Here is a 22,350-nt window from a genome sequence, read left to right as displayed (position 1 = left end):
TCGGCACCCGATCTCGATCAATATTATTGATTATATTCAATTAAGGCAAATATTTATTCGAGACCTTCGCCAACTCCGGCCACCCGCTGACCTTCGATAAACACTGCTCGTACAACGCTGGCCGCGTCGAAGGGGTCACCCGACCACAGCACGAGGTCAGCATCGAGCCCCGGGGCCAGCGTCCCCACCCGGTCATCGATTCGTGCGATCTGGGCCGGCGATGCCGTAACCGCGGCCATCGCGGCTTCCCAAGACAACCCTGCGCGTATGGCGATGCTGCCTTGCAACGCCAAGTACTGCTGGGGCACGACCGGATGGTCCGTTGTCAACGCGATGCGCACGCCAGCTTCCGAGAGCCTAGCCAGATTTGCCGGATCAGCTTCAGCACACTCCACTTTGCCGCGGGTGGTGAGAATCGGCCCAAAAATCACCGGTACGTCACGTCGAGCAAGCACTTCGGCAAGCTTGTGCGCCTCGGTACCGTGATTCAGCACCACGTTGAGACCGAACTCATCAGCAATGCGCAGCGCTGTGGCGATGTCATCGTGCCGGTGCACGTGCAGATCCCACAACAGCTCCCCCGACAGCACCGCGGCGAGCGCTTCAAGATCAAGATCAACCTTCAGCTGATCGCCCGTAACTTCGGCGGAAGCTCGACGCCTTGCATAATCCTGCGCATCGCTCATTGCTTGCCGAATCACGTGCGCCGTACCCAACCGGGTCATGGGAGACTGCGACCGACTCTCATACGTGCGCTTTGGATTCTCACCCAGTGCCGATTTCACGCTCACGTCGGCCCGCACCACTCGGTCGTCGATAATACGCGAACCTGCCGTTTTGATCGCCACGGTGCGGCCACCAATGGGGTTACCTGAGCCCGGCTTGATAACCACCGTAGTGACGCCACCACCGATGGCGTCCGCAAAGGCGACATCCTCGGTGTTGACGGCGTCAATAATGCGCACCCCAGCGGTGTTTGGGCGGGCCAGCTCAGAGGCATCAGCGCCGGCCCACCCATTGCCGTCTTCGTGGGCACCAATATGGCTGTGGGCGTCGATCAAGCCAGGCGTCAGCCAGCTTCCGGTCGCGTCGACGCGCGGCACATCGGAGGGCAGTCCAACGAGGTCGGCTTCCTCACCGACCCACACTATGCGGCCATCATTCACATGAACGGCGCCCGCCTCGAACACCTCGCCCGCACCGGTCAGGGTACGTGCGCCGACGATAATAAACTCTGATTCGCTCATGCGTTGCCCTCCTGAGCGGGTGCGGTCCCTGCGATGAATGCGCGCAAGTCAGCGCCCAGTTTGTGCGCTGAAGCCCGGTCGGTGTACATCATGTGCCCACCCTCATACGTACAGAAAGTGACCCGGTCGCGCGGTAGGGCGTTCTGGCTCAACATATTCTGAGCGGCCCCCACCGTGGTCAGCGAGTCATAGTGCCCGGTACCCACGAACAGTCGCGCGGCGCGATTCGCGCGCATCCACGCCCGCAGATTTGCGGCATAGTCGAACGTAGCGAATGGTGAAGGCATCGGGCTTCCCCCAAACGCACCCGCGGCACGGCTCTCCTGGTAATCCCACCGCTCATGCGTGCCCGCGTCGGCAAGCAGGTACGGCACATCGCTTTCGACACCGAGCCCGTGCGTAAAGTGACGATGGATAAGCGCGGTGTACGCTGCATCGAGATGCGCTCCCGTGGGCTCAAATTCGAGTTCGGGGAATCCGTTTTGAGCTTTCGGGAGCGTGTAGCGCCCATCGGTCAACCCAATAACCTGACCCGGAATGAGCGCGCGCCTAAAGTCTTCTTTATTCACTCTCAGCTGCAATGAAAGCAGCGTCTCCACCGGCAGTCCGCAAAAATCCGAGAGCTCTTGCGCGATTTCGCGCGCCTGATCAGCGGCAAGCGCGTCGCCCTGCAAAAGAGCTGCGGCGTACCGTCCCAGTGACCACTCATGAGCCTTCTCGGCCAGCTCATCAACCCCCATCGAGGTGTATGCACCAAGACCGTGGTAACGCGCGGTAACCGCAAGATACGGCACTGCGGCAAGGTAACCCACGGGGTTACCGGGGCGCTGTGTGGTTTCCTGTGCATTCACGGCCTGCCCAATGAGAGCAATGCCAGAGATCGCAATCGCGTTGTCGAGCAGCTGCAGGCGGGTGGCCAGCAATGACGCACGAATGGTGCCATAGCTTTCTCCGACGAGATACACGGCGTCACCGAGGCGATCATGGCGCAGTAGCCAGTCACTGATAATCTCGGCGAAATGGTCGACGTCACCTTCGACGCCGCTGGTGAGCTCCGAGGCAAGAGCGGGGTTTTGATCCGGATCAATGCGCCCATAGCCCGTACGGATTGGATCAATGAACACCAGATCGGCAGCCCGCAAAAGACTGCCACCATTCTCCTCAAGTTCATACGGCGGGAGCATGCCCTGCGTCAGGTCTTCGGGCACTGCGACGCGGAACGGCCCCACACCACCGATGTGCAGCCACACCGAGGAGACGCCCGGCCCGCCATTAAACACAAAGGCGACGGGCCGCTTGGCCTCGTCCTCGCGCGGCTCAATCACGTACGCAGTTGTATGGGCAGTGCCGAGCGGCTGCCCACCGGGGCCACGCACCGTGAACCGTTCAACATGGCCAACGAATGTGCGCCCTGCACCACCGTTGGCCGCTAAACCAGCTTGGAATTCCTGTGCACTTGATTTCCAGTCGTTCAACTTCGCCTCAATTCAATTCAATTGGTTATAATCAATTTATCCAATCCGGGGCGCGTGCGCGACCCCATTCAGCAAATCCAAAAGGAGTTACGCATGACTGGCCTCAGCATTCGCGAAGATCTCGCAGCCATCCCCGAGTACCGTCAGGGCAAATCAGCCTCAGCAGATCTCTCCGACCTCGAGACCTATAAGATCTCGTCTAATGAAAACCCGTACACGCCGCTGCCTTCAGTGCAGACGCTCATCGCTGAGCTTGCAGGGACCGTGAACCGTTACCCCGACTCCTCAGGGGCAGCTCTCGTTGGTGCGCTCTCTGAGCAGCATGGCGTAGCCACCGAAAATATCGTGCTGGGCAGCGGCTCCATTGAAATCATGTCTCAACTCATCCGCGCCACCGCCGGCCCCGGTGACGAGGTCCTGTTTGCCTGGCGCTCATTCGAGGCCTACCCCATGCTGGTGCGTGCCGGTGGAGCCGAGCCTGTCATGGTGCCCCTCGATGCCGACCTATGCCACGACTTAGACGCAATGCTCGCGGCGATAACTGACCGTACGCGTCTCATTCTCGTTTGCAACCCCAACAACCCGACAGGCACCACGGTGAGTGCCGAAGCCCTCGAACGCTTCTTGGAGCAGGTGCCCGAGAACATTACCGTCGTCATCGATGAGGCCTACCAGCATTTCAACCGCCAGGAAGATGCCCCTGTTGGCGTCGAGATCTTCAAGCGGCGTTCTAACATCGCGGTGGCACACACCTTCTCAAAGGCATACGGCCTCGCTGGCCTGCGCGTGGGCTACGCCATCGCCCCTGCGCCACTCGCCCGAGCCATGCGCGCGGTCGCTATTCCCTTCGGCGTAACCGCCTTCGCCCAAGCAGCCGCAGTGCTCTCGCTCGAGGTAGAGGATGAGCTGCAGGTACGCGTTGACGCGCTCATCGCCGAACGCGAGCGCGTCGTTGAGGCCCTCGCGTTGGCTGGCGTTTCGCACCCTGAAACGCAGGCAAACTTTGTCTGGCTGCCCCTCGGAGAAGCTACGCCAGAAGCCGCTACATTGCTCGAGCAGGCAGGGCTCATCGTACGGCCGTTCCCCGGCGAAGGACTCCGGGCCACCATCGCCGAAACGGAAGCAAACGATCGCCTCATCGCGTTCGCCAAGTCACTGCAGCGTAACTAGCTTGCCATGCAAGTTCTGCGGGCCGAGTTAAGCTCGCCCGCAGAACTTTGCAATCTCAGCGACGGCAGCATTGCCCACGGTGATTAACCGGTCTTCGTCTTCGGGATGCATCGTCGCAAGCATTACGCAGGCGACCCCGTATTGGTCGGGCAGCGTCACCGAGAAAGCCGCAGCCCACGAGCCTGCAAACGCTTGTCCAGAGCTCGTCGCGTATCCGCGGTCCCGAATCTCCGCAAGCTCTGCCCGTTCAGGGTGATTCACGCTGTCAATAGCAAGCCGAGGTGCGATCGGCCCCTCACTGAAACGGTGACCCACAGGGGTGACGAGATGCATTTGCACGGTTTCAGGTGACTTACTCACCGCTGCGACAAGACCGTCGGCAGTGTCGAGCACGAGCACCGCACCTGCACCCGAGGCATTAGCAGCGCGTTGCAGCGGGCCCGCAACGAGCTCGTCAAGGGTGCGCTCTAGTGGGCGAGCGAGTTCAATCAGCCCAGCCCCCAACACATATTTCCCCGTAGACGTGCGGTGAACCAGCCCTCGCTCCATCAAACTGCCGACGATGCGGTACAACGGTGGCCGCTGCGTGCTGAGCTCTCGAGCTAGTTCAGTAATCGACATGCCGGCCTCATGCTCAGCGAGCAGATACAACAGGTCAATCGCACGAGACACTGTCGTCGAGCGTTGCTCAGCCGCGGTAATCACTTGCTCGAAAGCACCGTCTGGTGATCGCGCACTGCAGCGAGCGCGGCATCCAGGTCTCGGTTCACAATGGCATCAACCAACTGACGATGCACTGCCAGTCTCTCTTCAGAGGTTGCCGAAAACCCTTCAGCTTTAGGCAGACCATCAAGGTTCGTCAGAATAAAGTCAACGACGTTCGTGTACACCATGCTGAGAATCTTGTTGGGTGAGATCTGGGCAATACGTTTGTGCAGCTGCCAATTCAACGGCTGCGCAAGGTCAGAGTCTTCCCACACCCGCTCAAGCTCTGCGATGAGCTTTTCCAGATCTTTGACGTCTTTCGCCGTGCGGTGGATAACTGCGTCAGACAGAATCACCTGGTCCAAGGAGTCAGTAATGCGCAGACATTCATCAACGGTGGAGTCCTCAGCGCGCAGTTGAATCAGCTCGTGTCCGAGCCGCATAATGGGTGACTGCTCGGCGAGGAAAATACCGCCGCCCGGGCCGGGCTTCACAGAAATAACACCGCGGTTACGCAAAACCCGAATTGCTTCGCCCAGTGTGGCCGGCGCGACATTGAATCGGTCCAGCAATTCACGCTTGGTACCCACAAAATAGCCGGGCTGCAGGTCACCCTCTCGAATCTCTTGTTCGAGCACATCAACCAGGGTATCTGCGAGCGCGCGCGAGGCGGGAACCCCGCTGCCCGATGCGAACTTACTCACGATGTCTATCGCCACTCTTTCGAATCCTGTATAACCATTAGAACTTTAAGGTACCCGATGCCGAGCCATGTCGGTACCTGGAATCATTGCATTGGCTGTGTTATTGGCGCCTTACTACTTACCTTGCACCGCGCTGCGATAGAACTCAGTGAGCTCGCCGCGCATCTTGGTGATGGCTAGCTCATCTACGAAGGTCATGTGACCTGATTCATGCCACGAGAACGAGATATTAGCGCGCACGCTGGGCGTCAAGAACATCCGCGCAACGTCATTCTCCGCATGGAAGAACGGGGTAGCTAGATCGTATATGCCACCCATTACGAGCACCTGCAACGCTTCATTTCGGCGCATTGCGGAGGCAAGGTCATACCCAAGATCCGGCACCAACAGCGGGGCGTTAATACCCGGGGCCTTGTGCGCCCAGTTCCAGGCACCACTTACCTGCATATTATTCAGGGGCAAGTACGGCAGCTCGGGATTAAAGCCAATATCTTTCGCAAGGTGTTCGCGATAGGCAGCGAGGTGTGCACTGTTTACCGCAGCCGTGGCCGCATCATCGGTCGCAGGATCATGCTGACCCGTGCCAATAATGTAACCGTTATCTGCCGAGAAACGGGCATCGAAGCGGCCAACCTTACGTTCCTCGTCACGCAACAACGCTTCGCGGAACCACTCCATCTCGGGCCGCAGCCGCTGGCGCGCAAGCTCATCGGCATCGATGCCAATGAAGCTTGAGAGCCGCTGCGCGTGTTCTTGCATCTCATCGCTCGAGAGCCGATCGCCGGCTAGCAGTGCCGAGCTGTATGCGCCAAGCGCATACGTGCGGGCTTCAGCGAGGAATGCTTCGTCATCGAGGTCCGCGAACTGCGCTTTTCCATGGAAGCGCGCAGTGGCAGCGTAGCTGGGCAGCAGATTGACATAGAAGTGATCGCCCGCATCGAATGCAGTGCTGCGGTTGAGCACGGTCGACAGCAGCACAACGCCATTGAAGTCGATGCCCTGATTCTGCAGCCGTTGCACGAGCCCAGCGGCACGAGTTGTGCCGTAAGACTCCCCGAAAAGAAACCGCGGGCGGTTCCACGATCCGGTCTTGGATAGATAACGGGTTACTGCGCGCGCGAAAAGGTCAATATCTTCATCAACGCCCCAGCCCCGTGCCGGGTCAACACCAGGCGCGAAGCGCGAGAAACCCGTGCCCACCGCATCGATAAAAACCAGATCAGACTCGGGCAGCAACGTGTGGGGGTTATCGCCCCAGACGTATGGCGCCGGCGGGGTAGCAGCGGGCGTCTGAGTCGGTGCGCGCCGCGGGCCAAAGCCGCCGATGTTCAACCACAGACTCGCCGAGCCGGGGCCGCCATTGAAAAGGAAGGTGACAGGGCGATCTGAACCCTCGGCTGGGACCTCATATGCGGTGTAAAACATACTCGCGATGGGAGCGCCATCGTTCTCACGCACAACCAGAGTTCCCGCCGTGGCGTCATATTCAAAAGGGTCACCAGCGCGATGCGTCTGGCGCACACGCGTTTCAGTTTCAACCAGGTTGCCCTCGACATCGATGCCGGTGGGCCCTGCTGCCGTCGCCTGTTCCATAACTCTTCTTCCGATCCGCATTGATCTTGGGGCGCTCGCGCACGAGCCGCACCTCACGAGGTGAGATGCCTTAATCATAATAACTATATTCAATTGAATAATTTTGCGCAGAATTCTGGCTTTATGATTCACTTCGTGTCTATACTCTGAATAATAAAGATTCGCATAATGGCATGCGAGTATCAATATAGTACGGATTGGAAGTCCCATGACCGAAACTTCGGCCACTCAACCCCGCCTCGCACAGGTGGTGCAGCAGTACGAACAGATGATCCTCGACGCTGAGACGATCATTGAGAACGAACGACGAGTACCCACCGAGATCACCGACGCTCTCTATGACTGCGGCATGTATCGCGCGTTCCTACCCAAGGAACTCGGCGGGCTCGATGTACACCCCAACGAATGGCTCGAGGCCGTCGAAGAGATCTCGCGCATGAATGGCTCAGTTGGTTGGCTCTGCATGCTGCACACTGGCTCAACCTGGGCCAAACCCGAAGCCATGAAGGAAATTCTCAAGACCGAGCGTTGGATCACCGCAGGCAACGTCGGTCGCGCAAGCGGTATTGCACGCAAAGTCGACGGCGGTTACATGATCAAGGGCAAATGGCCCTTCTGCTCTGGTTCCCCCGAAGCCACATTCCTGTACGGCCGTTCCGTGCTGCACGATGAAAATGGCGAACCGATGATCAGCCCCCGTGACGGCCTGCCCTACTACATCTCGGGGTATGTACCTGCTAAAGACGTCCAGGTACACAACGACTGGGATGGCCTCGGCCTGCGCGGTACTGGTAGTGGCAACATCACCATCGAAGAAGTCTTCGTACCTACCGAGATGGTCAATGAAACTGGCATCTGGACGCATAACTATGACTCCCCGCTGATGCGCGCGAACTTCAACCTCTCGGCGCACGCAGCCCACGCGCTCGGCCTCGCGGTCGCTGCGCTCGAAGAATTCAAGAAGTCCACCCGCATGCGCGCCCGTCCTGGCTCCTTTCGCCAAGCACGCCTGGGTAAAGAGCAAAGCAACGCCATCGCCGTCGGCAAGGCAGACGCCAAGATTCGCTCAGCGCGACTCTTCATGCGTGACATCATCGGCAAGGCCTACGAGTCCGCAAAAACGAACGTGCACATTGATTACGAACTACGAGTACTCATGCACGAGGTAAATGTTCATGTGGTGGCTGAATCGCGCCAGGTCGTCGAGATGATCTTCAAGGAGGTCGGTGCAGTCGGCACCGTCAGAGGTCTTCGTATTGAGCGAATCTTCCGCGACATGATGACCGCTTCACAGCACGCAATTGTTGTGGAGGCTTCATTTGACCGCGCTGGTCAGTACTGGCTTTCGAAGGATCTCGAGGAAGGTCCTCAGCTTGACGTCGAGTTTGGCTACGTGCGCCCGCCGCACCCGCAGAATCGTCACCTATACGAAAAGCCTGCCGCGTAATGACACCAGTCATTCTTCTCACCGGAGGGATGAGCGCTGCCGGTGTTGCCGTGGCCGAGGAGCTCCTTGGCCGCGGCATTGCCGTCGTCATCGTCAGCCAGTCCGCAGCGAGCGCTGCTCCAGTTTCAGTCAATGCGTTGACCGCGACGCACTTCTCTGCCGATCTCACCGACGGCAAGGAAGTCACGCAGCTGAGCGCTGATATCGCGCGACTCGGTCTCGAGGTAATTGGATTGGTACATCTCGTCGGTGGCTGGGCAGGCGGCAAGGGCATCACAGGCCAGAGCGATGAGAAATACGATCTACTCGCAGCTTCTTTCCATTCGCTACGTAACGTCTCGCGAGAGTTTCATGATGGGCTACTCAAGACGGCTTCGCCACGTGTTATTACGGTGAGCTCACCGATCGCGCGGCGCCCCACCCCCAGCAGTGCCAACTACGCGGCGGTTAAGGCCGCTTCAGAGGCGTGGACGCTCGCGCTTGATCCGGCCCTTCGCACCGCGGACGACCCCGGGGGCGCCAGCATCATCATCACGGATTCACTCAGTGGCCGAGAGGCTTCATTCGCCAGACTTGTCGCAGATACGCTCGCAGCCCCGGTGTCTCGCGTTGCCGGGAAGCATATTCTGCACGTTTAGATACTGTCCTGTCTGGGTGCCCTCACGAAAGAAGCACTCAGACAGGACGTAACGTTTGACTCGTTACCGCAGGTGCTCCACGTCGCCGGCAGACACCGTGAGTTCGCCGCCCGTGGGCAGATCGACAATCAGCGAACCATCTTCGGCGAGCGAGCGTGCCCGGCCGTCGATGAGCTGACCGCCGGGCAGGTGCACCCGCACCTCGGTGCCGATGGTGAGCGAGTTGCGCAGTACCCGGTTGCGCACGGCCTCCGGGTGCACCGCAGCGAGCTCAGTGAGTTTCAGCAGCTCCCCCGCGATGCCAGCCAACACACGGTCGGCGAGCTCGGCGCCCGCGGGGTCGTCAAAGGACTCGGCGTCTGTCACGGCCGCCCCCGCGGCGAGCAGCGACGTCGCACGGTCGGTTGGCAGCTCCCACTCGGGAATCAGCAGGTTGACGCCCGCGCCCACGATGGCGGTGCCGTCGGGCAGCAGCTCGCACAGAATGCCGCACAGCTTTTTACCGGGGCGGCCCTCCATCGCGTCGTCTTCATTGCGCACGTGCACATCGTTGGGCCATTTCACGCCCACGCGCAACACCTCGCGCTGTTCAAACCCCAGCAGGTCTTCGCCCTGGCCGTCAGATTCGCCATCGCACACGGCGGTAAAGAGGGGCTGCAGCGCGGCCTGCACAGCAGAGCCCACGATGAGGGGCAGCCAGGCGGGCCCGAGCTCGCCCCAACCGGTCGACTGCGCGCTGCCCGACTTCGCACCGAACCCGCGCACGAACACCGACATGGCGATCGCGGTGCCGGGCGGGGTGAGCCATTGCCGGTCGAGCCGACCGCGCCCCGCGGTCTGGTTCGCCGTCGCCAGCACGGTGCCGTGCGGCAGCGGGGTGCCCTCGCGGGCGCGCTCCTGCGCCAGCTCTCGCAGTTCGGCATTGGTTGAGGTCGCTTCCTCACGCCAGAACACCTCAGGCAGCAGTTCGCGCGTTCGCTTCAGTTCCACGCTTCGAGGCTACTCCGCTTCGTGGGCCAGGGCTCGTATTTCGGCTTCAGTGGTGCAGAACCAACAGTTACGTCGCACCCCTTGTGCGTGGCGTTGTGTGCGTACGGCGGTTTGCGGCGGCCACAGCAGCCCAGTTTCGGGTCACCAGCACGCCATTTCGCGCCCCAGCACGGGCTTGTTCACGCGGCGGCTGCCGCCCCAATTCGCAAGACCCGTAGGGTTTCGACTAAGGATTCCCAGTTCCATTGTCGATTATCTGAAGCCACAGGCATGTACCCCGCGCTAGGCTGGCATGCGTGACTGGAGACAACATCGACCTCGCTACGACCGCAGGTCGTATTGCCGACCACCGCCAGAAGTATCAGGAGGCTGTGGGCGACCGCGACGCTGCCGCTGCCGAAAAGCAGCACGCGCGCGGCAAGCTGACCGCCCGCGAGCGCATCGCCGCCCTGCTTGATCCGGGTTCATTCGTCGAACTCGACAAGTATGTGAAGCACCGCACCCACGGCTTCGGCATGGAAAACTCGCGCCCCGTGGGCGACGCCGTCGTGATTGGCGCGGGCACGATCCACGGCCGTCAGGTCGTCGTGTACTCGCAAGACTTCACCACGTTTGGCGGCTCGCTCGGCGAGGTTGCCGGCGAGAAGATCGTGAAGGCGATGCAGTTCGCGCTGAAGACCGGTGCACCGATCCTCGGCATCCTCGATTCGGGCGGAGCTCGCATTCAAGAGGGCGTCGTTGCGCTCTCGAAGTACGCCAGCATCTTCAAGCTCAACACGATGTGCTCGGGTGTTATCCCGCAGATCTCACTCATCATGGGCCCGTCGGCTGGCGGCGCGGTGTACTCACCCGCCCTCACCGACTTCGTCATCATGGTCGACAAGACGAGCCACATGTTCGTCACCGGCCCCGACGTCATCAAGACCGTCACCGGCGAAGACGTCGGCTTTGAAGAGCTCGGCGGCGCGCTGACGCACAACCAGAAGAGCGGCGTCTCGCACTACCTCGCGAGCGACGAGCACGATGCGCTCGATTACGCACGCACCCTCGTCAGCTACCTGCCCGACAACAACCTGGCAGAAAGCCCCGTCTACGACTCTGAGACCGCGCTTGAGATCACCGATCTCGACCGCAAGCTCAACACCCTGATTCCCGACAGCGCGAACCAGCCCTACGACATGAAGACCGTGGTCGAGGCCATCCTCGACGGCGGCGACTTCCTCGAGGTGCAGCCGCTGTTCGCCCCCAATATGCTCATCGGTTTCGGCCGCGTCGAGGGCCGCTCGGTCGGTATCGTCGCGAACCAGCCCAACCAGATGGCGGGCACCCTGAACATCGACGCGAGCGAGAAGGCGGCACGTTTCGTGCGCTTCTGCGACGCGTTCTCGATTCCGATCATCACGCTCGTTGACGTGCCCGGCTACCTGCCCGGCACCGATCAAGAGCTGCAGGGCGTCATTCGCCGCGGCGCGAAGCTGCTCTACGCCTACGCCGAGGCGACCGTGCCGCTCGTCACGATCATCACGCGCAAGGCGTACGGCGGAGCCTACATTGTGATGGGTTCGAAGCAGATGGGCGCCGACGTCAACATCGCGTGGCCCACCGCCGAGATCGCCGTCATGGGCGGCTCTGGCGCCGTCAACATCTTGTATCGCAAGGAGCTGAAGGCCGCGGCCGAGGCTGGGCAGGATGTTGAGGCGCTGCGTGCCGAGCTCACCGCGAAGTACACCGCTGACGTCACGAGCCCGTTCCTCGCGGCTGAGCGCGGCGAGATCGACAACGTGCTTGAGCCCGCAGGCACCCGCCTCGCGGTGGTCAAGGCGCTGCGCGGTCTGCGCGGCAAGCGCGTCGAGCTGCCCACCAAGAAGCACGGCAACATTCCGCTGTAAGCGGGAGCGATCACGATGACTGACGAGATGAACGCTGCCTTCAACGCGGCCCCGGATCAAGCCCCCGCCGATCTGCTTCCCCCCGACGCTGCCGCACGCGATGCGGCCCGCCGGGGCGAGATGGCCGAGGTGACTGATGTGTTGCTGGGCGAAGACATTCGCTTTGTGACGAAGCAGGTTTCTGACACCGAACGCGCCGCGGTGATCGCGGTGCTGACGCAGATGCGCGCGGAAGAAACTGCGCGCGTGAAGCGCGTCGAACGCCGCGAGCGCGAGCCCTGGGCTCGTTCACAGCGGGTGCCCGAGCGCATCAGCGATTTGCTGATCGACGGGTAACACGCTGCACGCATGTGACGGAGCCCGGGCCAGATTCTTCTGGCCCGGGCTCCGTCGCGTAATCTGCCAACACGCTAGGCTGAGGCCATGATGCAGAGCCTCACCGCTGATGATGCGCTGCGCGATCTGCGCGTGTTTGTTGATCGTGGCGTGGCCATCAAGTTTCCGCCCCAGGGCCCGTTTAGCGATCGCCCGGTGCGCCGCTCGGCGGTGCTGATTCTGTTTGGTGCGCTCGATCGCGCGCCCGCCGAGCTCCCGGCGTCACCTCGCATCGCGCCCGAGCTTGATGTGTTGCTGACGCGTCGCGCGAGCCGCATGCGCCATCACGCCGGCCAAATCGCCTTTCCTGGCGGCGGCATCGACCCCGAAGATCACGATGCCCGCGCCGCCGCGCTGCGCGAGGCTCACGAAGAGACCGGGCTCGACCCCGCGGGCGTTGAAATCTTGGGTGGGCTGCCCGAGATTCCACTGCCCATCAGCAATAATCTGGTCACCCCGGTGCTCGGCTGGTGGCACTCCCCCAGCGAGATCACCGCAGACCACACCGAGTCGGTCGACGTGTTTCGCGCACCGGTGGCCGAGCTTCTCGACCCCGCGGCACGCGGCACCTCGGTGCTCAGCCGAGGCCCCAGGTCATACCGGGGTGCCGCGTTCGAGCTCGCGCCGAGGCTCGGCGGTCACACCGTGTGGGGGTTCACCGGGGTGCTGCTGTCAAACCTGTTCGACGAGCTCGGGTGGGCGTCGCCGTGGGACACCTCACACGAGATTCCGGTCGAACCGTAATCGGTTCGCCGCGCGCCTGACGCGACGGCAGCGTCGTTACGCGTGCGCCGTTACGCGTGCGCCGTTACGCGTGCGCCGTTACGCGTGCGCCGTTACGCGTGCGCCGCGCCCGTATCGGGGAACACCGTATCGGTGTCGCCGAGCTGCAAAGCAAGGGCTGAGGCCTGCGCCGCATCCTCGAGGTTGAGCGCGCGACGGTATGCCATGTCGACCGAGTCGGCGACGACCGAGCAGCCGTGGTGCTGCATGATGACGCAGTTGTGCTCGCGCAGCGCATCGGCCGCGGTGTTGGCCAGCTCTTCGGTGCCGTTGTGGAAGAACGGGGTGACCCCGATCGATCCCAGGTAGTAGGCGTGGTCGAGGGTCAGCATGCGCACGGGCTTATTCAGGCTCGCCATCACGACCGCGGTGCGGGGGTGCAGGTGCAGCACGCAGGTGATGTCGGGGCGTGCGAGGTAGGCGCGGTGGTGCAGCTTCCACTCGCTTGACGGCTTGATCTCGCCGTCGCGGGCGGCGCCCGTCTCTGCCGGGTCGAGCGCCAGCGTCGCAAAATCGCTGGGCTGCAACCGATCAAGCCAGGTGCCGCTACCCGAGACGACGAACTCGGTGTCACTCACGCGCGCTGACAGATTGCCTGCGCTCGCGAGTACGAGACCGCGGCCCACCGCATCGCGGCCCACCTCAATCAGTTGTGCGATCAGGTCGGCTGCAGTTAGTTCTTCGCTCACGGTTTCTACGGTACCCCAGCGAACCGGGCAACCGTGCCGCGCAAGGGCCGCAGCCGACCTGCGCCTTAGCCGATGACGTCGCCGCCGATCATGCTGCGGTGCGCGGCGACGGCCTGCTGATCGCTGAGCGACGCCACATAGTCGAGAATGGCGCGCGCACGCCCCTGCCGCCACAGCCCGGCGTCACTCGTGTCACCCAGCAGCAGCTCGGGCCGGGTGTCACGCAGCGCAAACGTGGCTTCGGTGGATTCGGTGACCCACTCGAGCAGTTTGCGCGGGGCACGCCCCGCATCATCGGGGTCACCCAACCAGTCATCAAAGCCGAGGGTGAGCTGCTCAACGATGCGACCCATGCCGCGCTGCGGCTGCGCCAGCTCGGGGCGTTCGAGCACGAAGTGCGCGTGCACGAACTTCAGCACGGCCACTTCATGCCAGGCCTGTCGGTTGAGCCGCACGGGGCCGCTGCGCACGTGCGGGTGCTCTTCGACCACGATCGAGGTGCGCAGGTGTTCGATCCACCTTCGCGTGAAGCCCGAGACCGCCCGCTCAGAGTCGATACCGCCGTCGTAGGGCACCGCAAGCAGCCCCTCGCCCAGTTCATCGCGCACCCGCAGCACGGCGGCGGTGAACGCGTCGTGGTCGGCGATCCAGCCGTCCTTCTCACTGAGGCGCCGCCACAGCAGCTCGAGCGCGTGGCCTGGGGTGCGCCAGCTCGCGGCAAGTTCGCCGCGGTGCACGGCGGCGAGCGCCGCTGAGCCCGAGTGCCAGGCGCGCAGCTCGCCCACCACTGAGGCTTGCTGCAGTACCCCGGCCCGAGTGAAGTCGTCGAGGTCGTGCACGGCGTAGGCAATGTCGTCGGCGAGGTCCATGACGGCGCACTCGACGGTTTGCATGCCCCGGGCGATGGCGGGGAACGCCGCGAGCGAGGCGTCCATTTCGTCGGCTTCGAGCGCGTAGGCCGAGAACTTTTCGGCACCGTTATCGGCGTCGCTGCCGACCCCGCGGGGCCGGTCAGACGCGGGCACTTCGGCGCCGACTTCGGCGCCGGCCCATTCGCCGCGCGTCCACGGGTATTTCAGCGTTGCCGCGCGGCTCGCGGCGGTGAGGTTCAGACCCGGAAACTGCCTACCGAGGGTGTCGAGCTTGGTGAGAACGCGAAAGCTCTGCGCGTTCCCCTCGAAGCCTTCGGCGAGGCCGAGGCGTTCGCGGGCGACCCGGTCGAGCACGCGCTCCCCCAGGTGCCCGAAGGGCGGGTGGCCGAGGTCGTGGGCGTGCGCGGCGGCCTGCGCGACGATCGTGTCGCAGCCGCCCAGGCGCGCAATGATGGCGCCGGTGTCGTCGTCAACGGGGGCGTCGCCGCGCTCATAGGCGAGGTGGGCGGCTTCGTGGCCGGCGAGGTTCGAAGCGATCACGCGGGCCACCGCGCTCACCTTCAGTGAGTGCGTCAGCCGGTTGTGCATCACGGGGCCCACCCCCGACTGCGGCATCACCTGCGTCACGTCTGAAAGCCGGGCAAAGTACGACGAGAAGCGAATGCGCTCGAGATCGATGCGGTACTCCAGCGGATCCCGGCGGCCCGTTGCGACCCCGGTCTCACCGGGCTCCCGCAACGCCCCCACTGGCGGGCGGTGCTGCGAAGCCTCGACCTCGACATAGCGGCGCGCCTCGCGAGCGGGCTCGGGTGAGATTCCGGGGGCACTGGGGTGATCCGGATCATGGCCATCGTTCCGCTCCACCGCGGGATCCTGCGTCAGCATATCTCCATTCAAGCATGTCGCGCGATAGTCAAGCGCACCCCACCTTGGGGCGTTATGATTGCGGGCACAAACGCTAGGAGACCCGCGATGACCGCCAGCACCCCCGCACGTTCCGCAGCTTCCACCGGCACTCGCGCAGAGAGCATTCCCGCGATCGAGCGCATGTCGGGCCGTGACTGGGCGAGCTGGTTAGAACTGTTTGCGGCCGCTGAAGCGCTGACGGCCGGGCACACCCAGATCGCGCGCATTGCACGGGCCGCGCTGCCCGATTCGGTGCAGAACCCCGATTGGTGGGCGCAGGCCGTGGCCATCGCGTTCGAGCAGCACTCGGGGCTGCGGGTGCCCGGGCAGGGATCTGACGGGCTGTTTCGCGTGAGTGCGAGTCGCACGCTGCCCCTCGATCGTGATGCCGCGATCGCCGCGTGGGTGGCCGCGCACGGAGCCGCCGCTCAGCAGTTGGATCACGCCGTACTCAACCCCCGGCAGTCGCGCACCGACAAGCGTTCGTTTTGGCGTTTCGACCTTGAAAACGGCGGTCGTGTCGAAGTCTCAGCAACACCAAAGGGAGATGACAAGGTCACGCTTGCCGTCAGTCACGACGGCCTGCCCACGGGCGAGGCCATCGAGGGTTGGCGAGCGCATTGGAAGGCCCTGCTCGCACAGTTGTAACCGGGCGCCTGGCCCATACCCCGGGCCGGGCGCTCACCCCCATATAAGGAGAGGCACATGACCCAGCAGATCGCAATCGTTTGGAACCCTTCAAAGGTTGAGGAGGATGAGCTGCGCGCCGCGTTTACTGCGGCGAGCGCTGAGCACAGTACGGGCGAGGCCGCGGTGCACTGGATCGAAACCACGGTTGATGATCCGGGTCGCGGGGCCACCGAGGAGGCGCTGGCGGCCGGATGCGACCTCGTCATCGCCGCGGGCGGTGACGGGACGGTGCGCGCCGTCGCGTCGGCGCTCGGTGAGACCGGCACGCCGCGGGCCACCCTCGGAATCGTGCCGCTGGGCACCGGCAACCTGTTGGCCCGCAACCTCTCTATTCCCCTCGGCGACCCGCAGGCGGCGTTTGCCCTCGCACTCGCGGGTAAGACCGCCCCCATTGATTTGGGCCAGGTGCGGTATGTGTCGGCCGACCAGTCTGAGCATGCAGAAGGGTTTGTCGTGATGACCGGGTTTGGCATCGATGCCCAGATGATTGTCGAGACCGATGACGATCTGAAGGCGAAGGCCGGTTGGCTCGCCTATGTCGAGTCGCTCGGCCGGGCCGTCTCGGGCACCGATCTGGTTGATCTCACGCTCACCCGCGATGATGGTGACCCCGTCACGATGCAGGCGCACACCCTGCTCGTGGCGAACTGCGGCACGCTGCAGGGTGGCATTACGCTGCTGCCCGATGCGCAGCCCGATGACGGTGAGCTCGATCTGCTGCTGCTCAGCGCCGACGGGGTGACGGCCTGGCTCGACACCATGCGCAATATGATGTGGGACAACGGGCTGAAGCGGCTGCTTACGCGCGCTACCTCGGCCGAAAGCTCTGACTCTGCCGAACACGGGCGGGCCACGCGTGTGCGGGTGGAGCTGCCCACGGCGCTCGAGTTCGAAGTCGATGGCGATGAGGTGGGCGAGGTCACCTCGTTCGACGTGACCGTGCTGGCGGGTGCCCTGCAGGTGCGGGTGGCAGCCGAGTAGCGCGACCCCCTAGCAGACCGGGTTACCTGGGTAGTCGCCACTCTCCCAGCCTCCTCACGAGCAGCATCAAGGGTTCTCATGGGCTGCGCTGTCATCATGGAATTCCATTGATCACCGCACCCCAGGAGTCCCCGTGCAGAAGTCTCGTAAGTTGCTCGTTGGCGTCACCGTTGGGGTGCTCGCCGTGGGCGTCACTGCGGCGCTGGCTGGCCCGGTCATCTATCGCGACTTCATAGCGGCACCCCCGGTGCAGGCCCCCACACTGTCGGCAGATCAGTCGGTGCTCGGTGCGGCCAAGGAGCCCGCGGTGGCCCCCAGCACTGGGGGCACCGATTCGGCAACATCGGGCAGTGTCTTAGACGCGGCCGCGCTGGCGGGCGAGTGGCAGGTCGCTGATGGTTCTGAGGCCGGTTACCGTGTTGACGAAGTGCTCAACGGCACCGAGATCACGGTGACCGGCCGCACGAACCAGGTCACCGGCACCTTCGCTATCGCCGATACGGGGTTAACCCTCGACTCGGCCGAGCTCACGGTCGACGTCGCATCGATCATCACCGACAACGACAGCCGCGACAACTACTTCCGTAGCCAGGCGCTGCGCACCTCAGAGTTTCCGACGGCGACATTCACCCTCACCGACCCCGTCACGCTCGAGAGCGCGCCCCTTGCGGGCGACATCGTGTCGACCGAAGCAAAGGGTGAGCTCACCATTGCAGGGAAGAGCCAGCCAGTGACCGCACAGATCGAGTTACGTAGCGACGGCACCACCGCCGAGATCGCAGGCTCGATTCCCATCACGTTCGCCGATTTTGGTGTTGAGGCGCCCCGCCTCGGTTTCGTCTCGGTCGCCCCCACAGGAGCCGTAGAGTTTCAGCTCACCGCCGCAAAGCCGTAAAAACTACCCCAGGGCTACAGCGCCAGTGCTCGGCATCTTGCTGGGCAGCCCTTGGCCCGGTTCCCACCTCTGCGGCTCACCTGGCATTGAGCCGACCCGCAGCTGAACGCAACGAACCCCCGACCAATTGGTCGGGGGTTCGTTGGTGTTCAGGGTGTTTCACCCCTTTGAGGAGGTTAGCCCTCGGTTGCCTTCAGCTTACGAGCCGCGAGCACCGTTGCGCCGCCACCCAGCACGAGCAGGCCCAGGGCCGTCAGTGCGAAAGGCATCAGCAGGTCGCTACCGCCGGTGAGGGGAAGCTGACCGGTGGTGGGAGCCTCGGGAGCGGGAGTCACCGGAGTGGTGGGCTCCTCAGGTGCTACCGGGGTGGTCGGATCAACCGGGGTTACCGGATCGACGGGGTCCGTGGGATCCACGGGATCAGTCGGGTCCACGGGGTCAACCGGGTCAACGGGATCTACCGGGTCAACAGGCGCTGCGGCGACCGTGAAGTCCACCGTCGCTTCAGCCGATGCGACACCGTTGTAGGTCTGCTTCGCGGTGATGGTGTGCGAGCCAGCGGCTACCTTTTCACCAAATTCAGCGCCCCACATACCGTCTTCGTTCACAGCACTCTGAGCGACTGCTGCAGCTGCCTGAGCTTCGGTAACCGGCTTGCCATCAAGCGTTACTTCAACCTCTGCCTCTGCCAGACCCGAACCGATGACCTGTGACGGTGCATCAGCGTTTGCGAATTCCTGATCAGGCGAGATCGAAATGATCACGGGAGCTGCAGGCGATACAGAGATCATGCCCTCAGCCTTGGTTGACGTTTCGCCGTCTACCGTCTGAGTTGCCGTCACAGTGTTCTGACCGATACCGAAGTTGGCGTCTGCGAACGTCCACGTGCCGTCTGCCTCAACGGTGGTCTTCCAGGTCTCGTTGATCTCGATCTCGGCGCCAGCGATACCGGTGCCCTTGAGATCGGTCGTAGCGGCATTCTCGCCCGCGTCTGCGACAAGATCCTGTGACTCGATCGTGGGAGCGGCCGTGGTCTGCTCGACCGTGATCGTGAACTCCAGCTTCTCAGAAGAGCTCGCGCCCTTCTTTGCTGCTGCCGTGTAGTTGTAGGTGCCCTCTTCAGCAGGAGCGAGCATCGAAACCTGGCCGTCGACTACCGGTACAACCTCACCCGAGTTGGGGCGGTTGCTGATCGAAAGCTCGTCAGCGGGTGCGGGTACAGAGATGATGATCTCTGAACCGGGCGCCACAGTCGAGTTGTTTGCGGGAGACTCAAGTACGGGCTTGTCGAGGTAGATCGCGAGCTCGTAATCACCCTGAACCTGTTCCATTGCGTCGACCAGACGCGTGTACCAGGCCCAGTCATCGCCCTGTGCAGGTGCTTCGCTGGGGCCGCCGCTGACAACGCCCACGGCGTTCGTGCCCTGGAAGACGGCTCCGCCCGAGTCACCCGACTCGGTCAGCGCGCCGCCCATGAAGCCGTGCACCCAGCGATCACTGATCTGCATGTAGCCGTCAAGGATCTCAGTGGGGTAGACGTTACCGTCGGTGTAGAGCAGGTTGAGCGAGGTGCTACCCGTGGTGATGCCGGTTGTGCGACCCGATTTCGTCACGGTGCCCGAGACGGGCTCGGCAATGCCGGTGATCTTTGTGGTGCTCGCGGCAAGGTCGTCGCTCGCGGCCGTGGTCCAGTCGGTGACCTCGGGGTGCAGCTTCAGATCGGGGTTCGTGACCTTGATGATCGAGATATCGGTCGAGGTCGGATCGTTTTCAGCACCAACGCTGTTGCCCGGTCCGCCGAACTGCGAGAACCCGAAGTGGTCCCCCAAATGGTGGTGTGTGCGTGCATAAGCTGACCACTAGCGAAGTGCTGCCCCAGAGAACACATCAGAGTCTGATGTGTTAAATCTGGGAAGCCACCAGTGGCCGCAGCAAAAGTAACCCGACATGTTCAAATTCACAACCAACACGTGTTCCCTGAATTGCCCGTGAATACGTAAAATTCCCGGTCACAAATCAACTTAAAAAATTGTCATTGCACACGCAAAATAGGCGGTTAGCCTGTCGCTATGACTAGAAAAGCAAACAAGAACCGTTCACGGTCTGCACTCATAAGCCTCGTTGGTGTCTCGTTTTTGGCGGTGACGCTGTCGGCATGCGCCTCGAGCGCATCGGGCGATCCATCGGCGCCCAAGATCCAGGGTCAGGGACAAAACCAGGGACAGACCACCGATCCCGCTGACACTGTGGCACCGCCCGCCGAGCTCTTGGGCACCTGGTCGTCAGACGCGAAGGGTGAGCCCACGCCCGTCTTCGCGAATGAGGGCGCGGTCACCGGCACCGACGGCTGCAACCGCATCTCTTCAACGTTTACGTTCAACGGTGAACGCGCCGTGCTGGCACCGTTTGCCTCCACCAAAATGGCATGCCAGGGCGTCGATGACTGGCTGAAGGGCGCGAGTGAGGTCGCACTTGACGGCGATGTGCTGCAGGTGTTCAACAACAAGGGTGACGAAATTGGCACCCTCGACCGCGCGAGCTAAACCCCAGGGGTGACGGCAGCCATCAGGCCTTAGCCGTCAGCGAGATCCTGAGCCTCGGGCGGCAGCTTGCGCACCCGCGCACGGCGGCGCTTCTTCTCGGGGATCATGCCGCGCATCTCTTCGAGCTTGCCGAAGCACAGTAGCCGATCCTCGGCCTCAAGCACCACGTGCTTGCGCGGGTTCGGCACCACCTGCACACCGCGGTGCAGCGTCAACACGGTGACGTCGCGGTCCCACAGACCCAGGTCACCGAGAGTTTTGCCGACGTGCTCTGAACCGTGCATCGTGAGCTCGGCGACGCCGTACCCCGTCGATACCGAGAGCCGCTGGCGCACGTCAATTTCGGGAAAGTTAACCTGGCCTGAAATGTAGTCGATGATCGCGCCGGCCACGTCGAGGCCGGTGGCGGCTTCGATGCCCTGCAACCCGGGTGACGAGTTCACCTCCATCACGAGCGGGCCCTCATCGCCCTCGAGCATGTCGACGCCGGCAACGCGCAGGCCCATGATCTGGGCGGCCCGCACCGCTGCCTGCTCATACGCGGGTTCAAGCGTGACTGCTTCGACGGTGCCACCGCGGTGCACGTTCGAACGAAATTCATCGCCGGCGGCGGTGCGACGCATGGCGGCCACCACGCGGTCACCCACGACGAGCGCGCGCACGTCACGCCCGCGGCTCTCAGATACGAAGCGCTGAATCAGCACGTTCTGCCGGGTGGAGTGCAGCGTCTCGATGATCGCCTCAGCGACCTTCACCTGCGGCGCCAAAATCACGCCAATGCCCTGGGTGCCCTCGAGCAACTTGATGACTACCGGTGCGCCGCCCACGCTTTCAATGGCGGGGCGCACATCGGCTCGGTTGCGCACGAATGCGGTGGCCGGCATATCAATGTTGTGCTTTGACAGGATCTGCGTCGCGCGCAGTTTGTCGCGCGCGTTCGAAATACCGTTCGCGGTGTTGGGCGTGTAGACGTCCATCTGCTCGAACTGGCGCACCACGGCGGTGCCGAAATAGGTGATCGAGCTACCAATGCGGGGCAGGATCGCGTCGTAGTCGCTCAACCGTTTACCCCGGTACAGCAAGTCGGGTTCTTCGCCCGCGAGGTCGATTGAGAAGCGCAAAGTGTTTAACACTCGCACCTTGTGACCGCGCTGTTCGGCAGCGGCCAAGAGCCGTTGCGTCGAGTACGCCTGAGGGGCGCGCGAGAGAATCGCCAGTTTCACCGTGATACCTGCCAAGATAGAAGTGTGAGCGGACTCTCCTATTCAAGCACTCTTACGGGGTGGCGTGAATGGGTGCGCCTCGACGGCATCGGCGTATCGTGGGTAAAGGCAAAGGTTGATACCGGCGCACAAACCTCTGCGTTGCATGCCACCGACATCACCGAGTTTGAGCGAGACGGCGCGCCGTGGGTGAAGTTCACCGTGCAGCCCTGGCAAACCAGCGAAGCTGACGCCGTCGATGTCGAGTTGCCCGTGCACGACAGGCGCCTCGTACGCAGCTCTTCTGGGCATACCGAGTCACGACCGGTCGTGCTCGTGACTCTCGGGTTGGTCGGCCGCGAGGTCGATGTTGAGCTCACGCTCACCGACCGTGAAGAGATGGTGTTTCGCATGCTGATCGGCCGCGAAGCCCTGCAGCAGGGGTTCGTCGTTGATCCCGGTGCATCATTTGTCGGCGGCCGACCGCCCCGAGAGGTGCGTCGCCGCAATCGCGGCCGGGCGTAACATGGCGCACGCCGTTCGCTAGGCTGATTTC

21 protein-coding genes are annotated in these 22,350 nt (G+C 62.9%); 11 read left to right on the top strand and 10 right to left on the bottom strand.

Annotated elements, in window-relative coordinates; all coding sequences use genetic code 11:
• Nucleotides 1-53: 53 nt before the first annotated feature.
• Together JOF28_RS10875 and JOF28_RS10870 are read right to left on the bottom strand one after the other, a co-directional pair.
• Entirely contained in the window at nt 54-1,247 is a 1,194-nt protein-coding gene (locus JOF28_RS10875) for an amidohydrolase (protein WP_209705765.1), read from the bottom strand.
• Nucleotides 1,244-2,572 (bottom strand): S10 family serine carboxypeptidase-like protein, encoded by a 1,329-nt coding sequence (locus tag JOF28_RS10870; protein ID WP_209705764.1) that lies wholly within the window; start codon nt 2,570-2,572, stop codon nt 1,244-1,246. The genes JOF28_RS10875 and JOF28_RS10870 overlap by 4 nt, the downstream gene beginning before the upstream one ends.
• A 243-nt stretch (nt 2,573-2,815) precedes the next feature.
• Between JOF28_RS10870 and JOF28_RS10865 the strand changes: the two genes are divergently transcribed.
• Nucleotides 2,816-3,892 carry a histidinol-phosphate transaminase gene (locus JOF28_RS10865; RefSeq protein ID WP_209705763.1) on the top strand — a complete coding sequence of 359 codons (1,077 nt, stop codon included), beginning with the start codon at nt 2,816-2,818 and terminating at the stop codon, nt 3,890-3,892.
• Nucleotides 3,893-3,919: 27 nt separating this feature from the next.
• Here JOF28_RS10865 and JOF28_RS10860 read toward each other — a convergent pair whose 3' ends face one another.
• The 3 genes from JOF28_RS10860 to JOF28_RS10850 form a co-directional block, all read right to left on the bottom strand.
• Entirely contained in the window at nt 3,920-4,564 is a 645-nt protein-coding gene (locus tag JOF28_RS10860) for a helix-turn-helix domain-containing protein (protein ID WP_209705762.1), read from the bottom strand.
• Nucleotides 4,565-4,593: 29 nt separating this feature from the next.
• On the bottom strand, nt 4,594-5,301 hold the full coding sequence (locus JOF28_RS10855; protein WP_209705761.1) for a FadR/GntR family transcriptional regulator: 708 nt from the start codon (nt 5,299-5,301) through the stop codon (nt 4,594-4,596).
• Nucleotides 5,302-5,415: 114 nt separating this feature from the next.
• The gene (locus JOF28_RS10850; RefSeq protein ID WP_209705760.1) at nt 5,416-7,122 is read right to left on the bottom strand and encodes a S10 family peptidase; all 1,707 of its coding nucleotides are present in this window, start codon (nt 7,120-7,122) and stop codon (nt 5,416-5,418) included.
• On the opposite strand from JOF28_RS10850, the gene JOF28_RS10845 reads away from it, so the two are divergent.
• Both JOF28_RS10845 and JOF28_RS10840 read left to right on the top strand, forming a co-directional pair.
• Nucleotides 7,103-8,341 carry an acyl-CoA dehydrogenase family protein gene (locus tag JOF28_RS10845; RefSeq protein ID WP_209705759.1) on the top strand — a complete coding sequence of 413 codons (1,239 nt, stop codon included), beginning with the start codon at nt 7,103-7,105 and terminating at the stop codon, nt 8,339-8,341. The two genes, JOF28_RS10850 and JOF28_RS10845, sit on opposite strands and share 20 nt — an antisense overlap.
• Nucleotides 8,341-8,979, top strand: a complete 639-nt coding sequence (locus JOF28_RS10840) for an SDR family oxidoreductase (protein WP_209705758.1) — start codon at nt 8,341-8,343, stop codon at nt 8,977-8,979. The genes JOF28_RS10845 and JOF28_RS10840 overlap by 1 nt, the downstream gene beginning before the upstream one ends.
• Before the next feature lie 63 nt (nt 8,980-9,042).
• On the opposite strand, the gene JOF28_RS10835 is transcribed toward JOF28_RS10840, so the two are convergent.
• Nucleotides 9,043-9,969: a biotin--[acetyl-CoA-carboxylase] ligase gene (locus JOF28_RS10835; RefSeq protein WP_209705757.1), complete on the bottom strand. Its 927-nt coding sequence runs from the start codon at nt 9,967-9,969 to the stop codon at nt 9,043-9,045.
• A gap of 296 nt (nt 9,970-10,265) precedes the next feature.
• Between JOF28_RS10835 and JOF28_RS10830 the strand changes: the two genes are divergently transcribed.
• The 3 genes from JOF28_RS10830 to JOF28_RS10820 all read left to right on the top strand — a co-directional run bounded on the left by JOF28_RS10830 (nt 10,266) and on the right by JOF28_RS10820 (nt 12,977).
• Nucleotides 10,266-11,858: an acyl-CoA carboxylase subunit beta gene (locus tag JOF28_RS10830; RefSeq protein WP_209705756.1), complete on the top strand. Its 1,593-nt coding sequence runs from the start codon at nt 10,266-10,268 to the stop codon at nt 11,856-11,858.
• A 15-nt stretch (nt 11,859-11,873) separates the two neighbouring features.
• Nucleotides 11,874-12,194 carry a hypothetical protein gene (locus JOF28_RS10825; protein WP_209705755.1) on the top strand — a complete coding sequence of 107 codons (321 nt, stop codon included), beginning with the start codon at nt 11,874-11,876 and terminating at the stop codon, nt 12,192-12,194.
• Between the two features lie 90 nt (nt 12,195-12,284).
• Entirely contained in the window at nt 12,285-12,977 is a 693-nt protein-coding gene (locus tag JOF28_RS10820; RefSeq protein WP_209707038.1) for an NUDIX hydrolase, read from the top strand.
• A 92-nt stretch (nt 12,978-13,069) separates the two neighbouring features.
• Here the strand turns inward: JOF28_RS10820 and JOF28_RS10815 are convergent, their stop codons facing one another.
• Both JOF28_RS10815 and JOF28_RS10810 read right to left on the bottom strand, forming a co-directional pair.
• A complete protein-coding gene (locus JOF28_RS10815) occupies nt 13,070-13,705 on the bottom strand; it encodes a class II aldolase/adducin family protein (RefSeq protein ID WP_209705754.1) in 636 nt (211 codons plus the stop codon).
• A 65-nt stretch (nt 13,706-13,770) separates the two neighbouring features.
• Complete coding sequence (locus JOF28_RS10810; protein WP_209705753.1) at nt 13,771-15,462, bottom strand: deoxyguanosinetriphosphate triphosphohydrolase family protein; 1,692 nt, start codon at nt 15,460-15,462, stop codon at nt 13,771-13,773.
• A gap of 87 nt (nt 15,463-15,549) precedes the next feature.
• Between JOF28_RS10810 and JOF28_RS10805 the strand changes: the two genes are divergently transcribed.
• The 3 genes from JOF28_RS10805 to JOF28_RS10795 all read left to right on the top strand — a co-directional run bounded on the left by JOF28_RS10805 (nt 15,550) and on the right by JOF28_RS10795 (nt 18,049).
• The gene (locus tag JOF28_RS10805) at nt 15,550-16,131 is read left to right on the top strand and encodes a hypothetical protein (RefSeq protein WP_209705752.1); all 582 of its coding nucleotides are present in this window, start codon (nt 15,550-15,552) and stop codon (nt 16,129-16,131) included.
• 57 nt (nt 16,132-16,188) lie between these two features.
• Nucleotides 16,189-17,154, top strand: coding sequence for a diacylglycerol/lipid kinase family protein (locus JOF28_RS10800; protein ID WP_209705751.1), 966 nt, complete (start codon nt 16,189-16,191; stop codon nt 17,152-17,154).
• Between the two features lie 133 nt (nt 17,155-17,287).
• On the top strand, nt 17,288-18,049 hold the full coding sequence (locus tag JOF28_RS10795) for a YceI family protein (RefSeq protein WP_209705750.1): 762 nt from the start codon (nt 17,288-17,290) through the stop codon (nt 18,047-18,049).
• Between the two features lie 176 nt (nt 18,050-18,225).
• Here the strand turns inward: JOF28_RS10795 and JOF28_RS10790 are convergent, their stop codons facing one another.
• The gene (locus tag JOF28_RS10790) at nt 18,226-19,878 is read right to left on the bottom strand and encodes a trypsin-like serine protease (protein ID WP_209705749.1); all 1,653 of its coding nucleotides are present in this window, start codon (nt 19,876-19,878) and stop codon (nt 18,226-18,228) included.
• Between the two features lie 240 nt (nt 19,879-20,118).
• Here JOF28_RS10790 and JOF28_RS10785 point away from each other — a divergent pair, with 240 nt between their 5' ends.
• Nucleotides 20,119-20,592, top strand: coding sequence for an META domain-containing protein (locus JOF28_RS10785; RefSeq protein ID WP_209705748.1), 474 nt, complete (start codon nt 20,119-20,121; stop codon nt 20,590-20,592).
• A gap of 29 nt (nt 20,593-20,621) precedes the next feature.
• Here the strand turns inward: JOF28_RS10785 and JOF28_RS10780 are convergent, their stop codons facing one another.
• Nucleotides 20,622-21,815: a RimK family alpha-L-glutamate ligase gene (locus JOF28_RS10780; protein WP_209707036.1), complete on the bottom strand. Its 1,194-nt coding sequence runs from the start codon at nt 21,813-21,815 to the stop codon at nt 20,622-20,624.
• A gap of 24 nt (nt 21,816-21,839) precedes the next feature.
• Here JOF28_RS10780 and JOF28_RS10775 point away from each other — a divergent pair, with 24 nt between their 5' ends.
• Nucleotides 21,840-22,319 (top strand): ATP-dependent zinc protease family protein, encoded by a 480-nt coding sequence (locus JOF28_RS10775; RefSeq protein WP_209705747.1) that lies wholly within the window; start codon nt 21,840-21,842, stop codon nt 22,317-22,319.
• Nucleotides 22,320-22,350 lie beyond the last annotated feature (31 nt).

The organism is Leucobacter exalbidus, assembly GCF_017834145.1.
In the GTDB taxonomy this organism is placed as follows: Bacteria; Actinomycetota; Actinomycetes; order Actinomycetales; family Microbacteriaceae; genus Leucobacter; species Leucobacter exalbidus.
The sequence above is the reverse complement of the archived record's forward strand: the minus strand, read 5'-3'. Positions and strand labels throughout refer to the sequence as shown.

What these genes read in the sequence shown, in the direction of transcription:
- JOF28_RS10875 (WP_209705765.1), bottom strand. Translation starts at nt 1,247, where the DNA reads ATGAGCGAATCAGAGTTTATTATCGTCGGCGCACGTACCCTGACCGGT.
- JOF28_RS10865 (WP_209705763.1), top strand. Translation starts at nt 2,816, where the DNA reads ATGACTGGCCTCAGCATTCGCGAAGATCTCGCAGCCATCCCCGAGTAC.
- JOF28_RS10845 (WP_209705759.1), top strand. Translation starts at nt 7,103, where the DNA reads ATGACCGAAACTTCGGCCACTCAACCCCGCCTCGCACAGGTGGTGCAG.
- JOF28_RS10840 (WP_209705758.1), top strand. Translation starts at nt 8,341, where the DNA reads ATGACACCAGTCATTCTTCTCACCGGAGGGATGAGCGCTGCCGGTGTT.
- JOF28_RS10825 (WP_209705755.1), top strand. Translation starts at nt 11,874, where the DNA reads ATGACTGACGAGATGAACGCTGCCTTCAACGCGGCCCCGGATCAAGCC.
- JOF28_RS10820 (WP_209707038.1), top strand. Translation starts at nt 12,285, where the DNA reads ATGCAGAGCCTCACCGCTGATGATGCGCTGCGCGATCTGCGCGTGTTT.
- JOF28_RS10810 (WP_209705753.1), bottom strand. Translation starts at nt 15,462, where the DNA reads ATGCTGACGCAGGATCCCGCGGTGGAGCGGAACGATGGCCATGATCCG.
- JOF28_RS10805 (WP_209705752.1), top strand. Translation starts at nt 15,550, where the DNA reads ATGACCGCCAGCACCCCCGCACGTTCCGCAGCTTCCACCGGCACTCGC.
- JOF28_RS10800 (WP_209705751.1), top strand. Translation starts at nt 16,189, where the DNA reads ATGACCCAGCAGATCGCAATCGTTTGGAACCCTTCAAAGGTTGAGGAG.
- JOF28_RS10785 (WP_209705748.1), top strand. Translation starts at nt 20,119, where the DNA reads ATGACTAGAAAAGCAAACAAGAACCGTTCACGGTCTGCACTCATAAGC.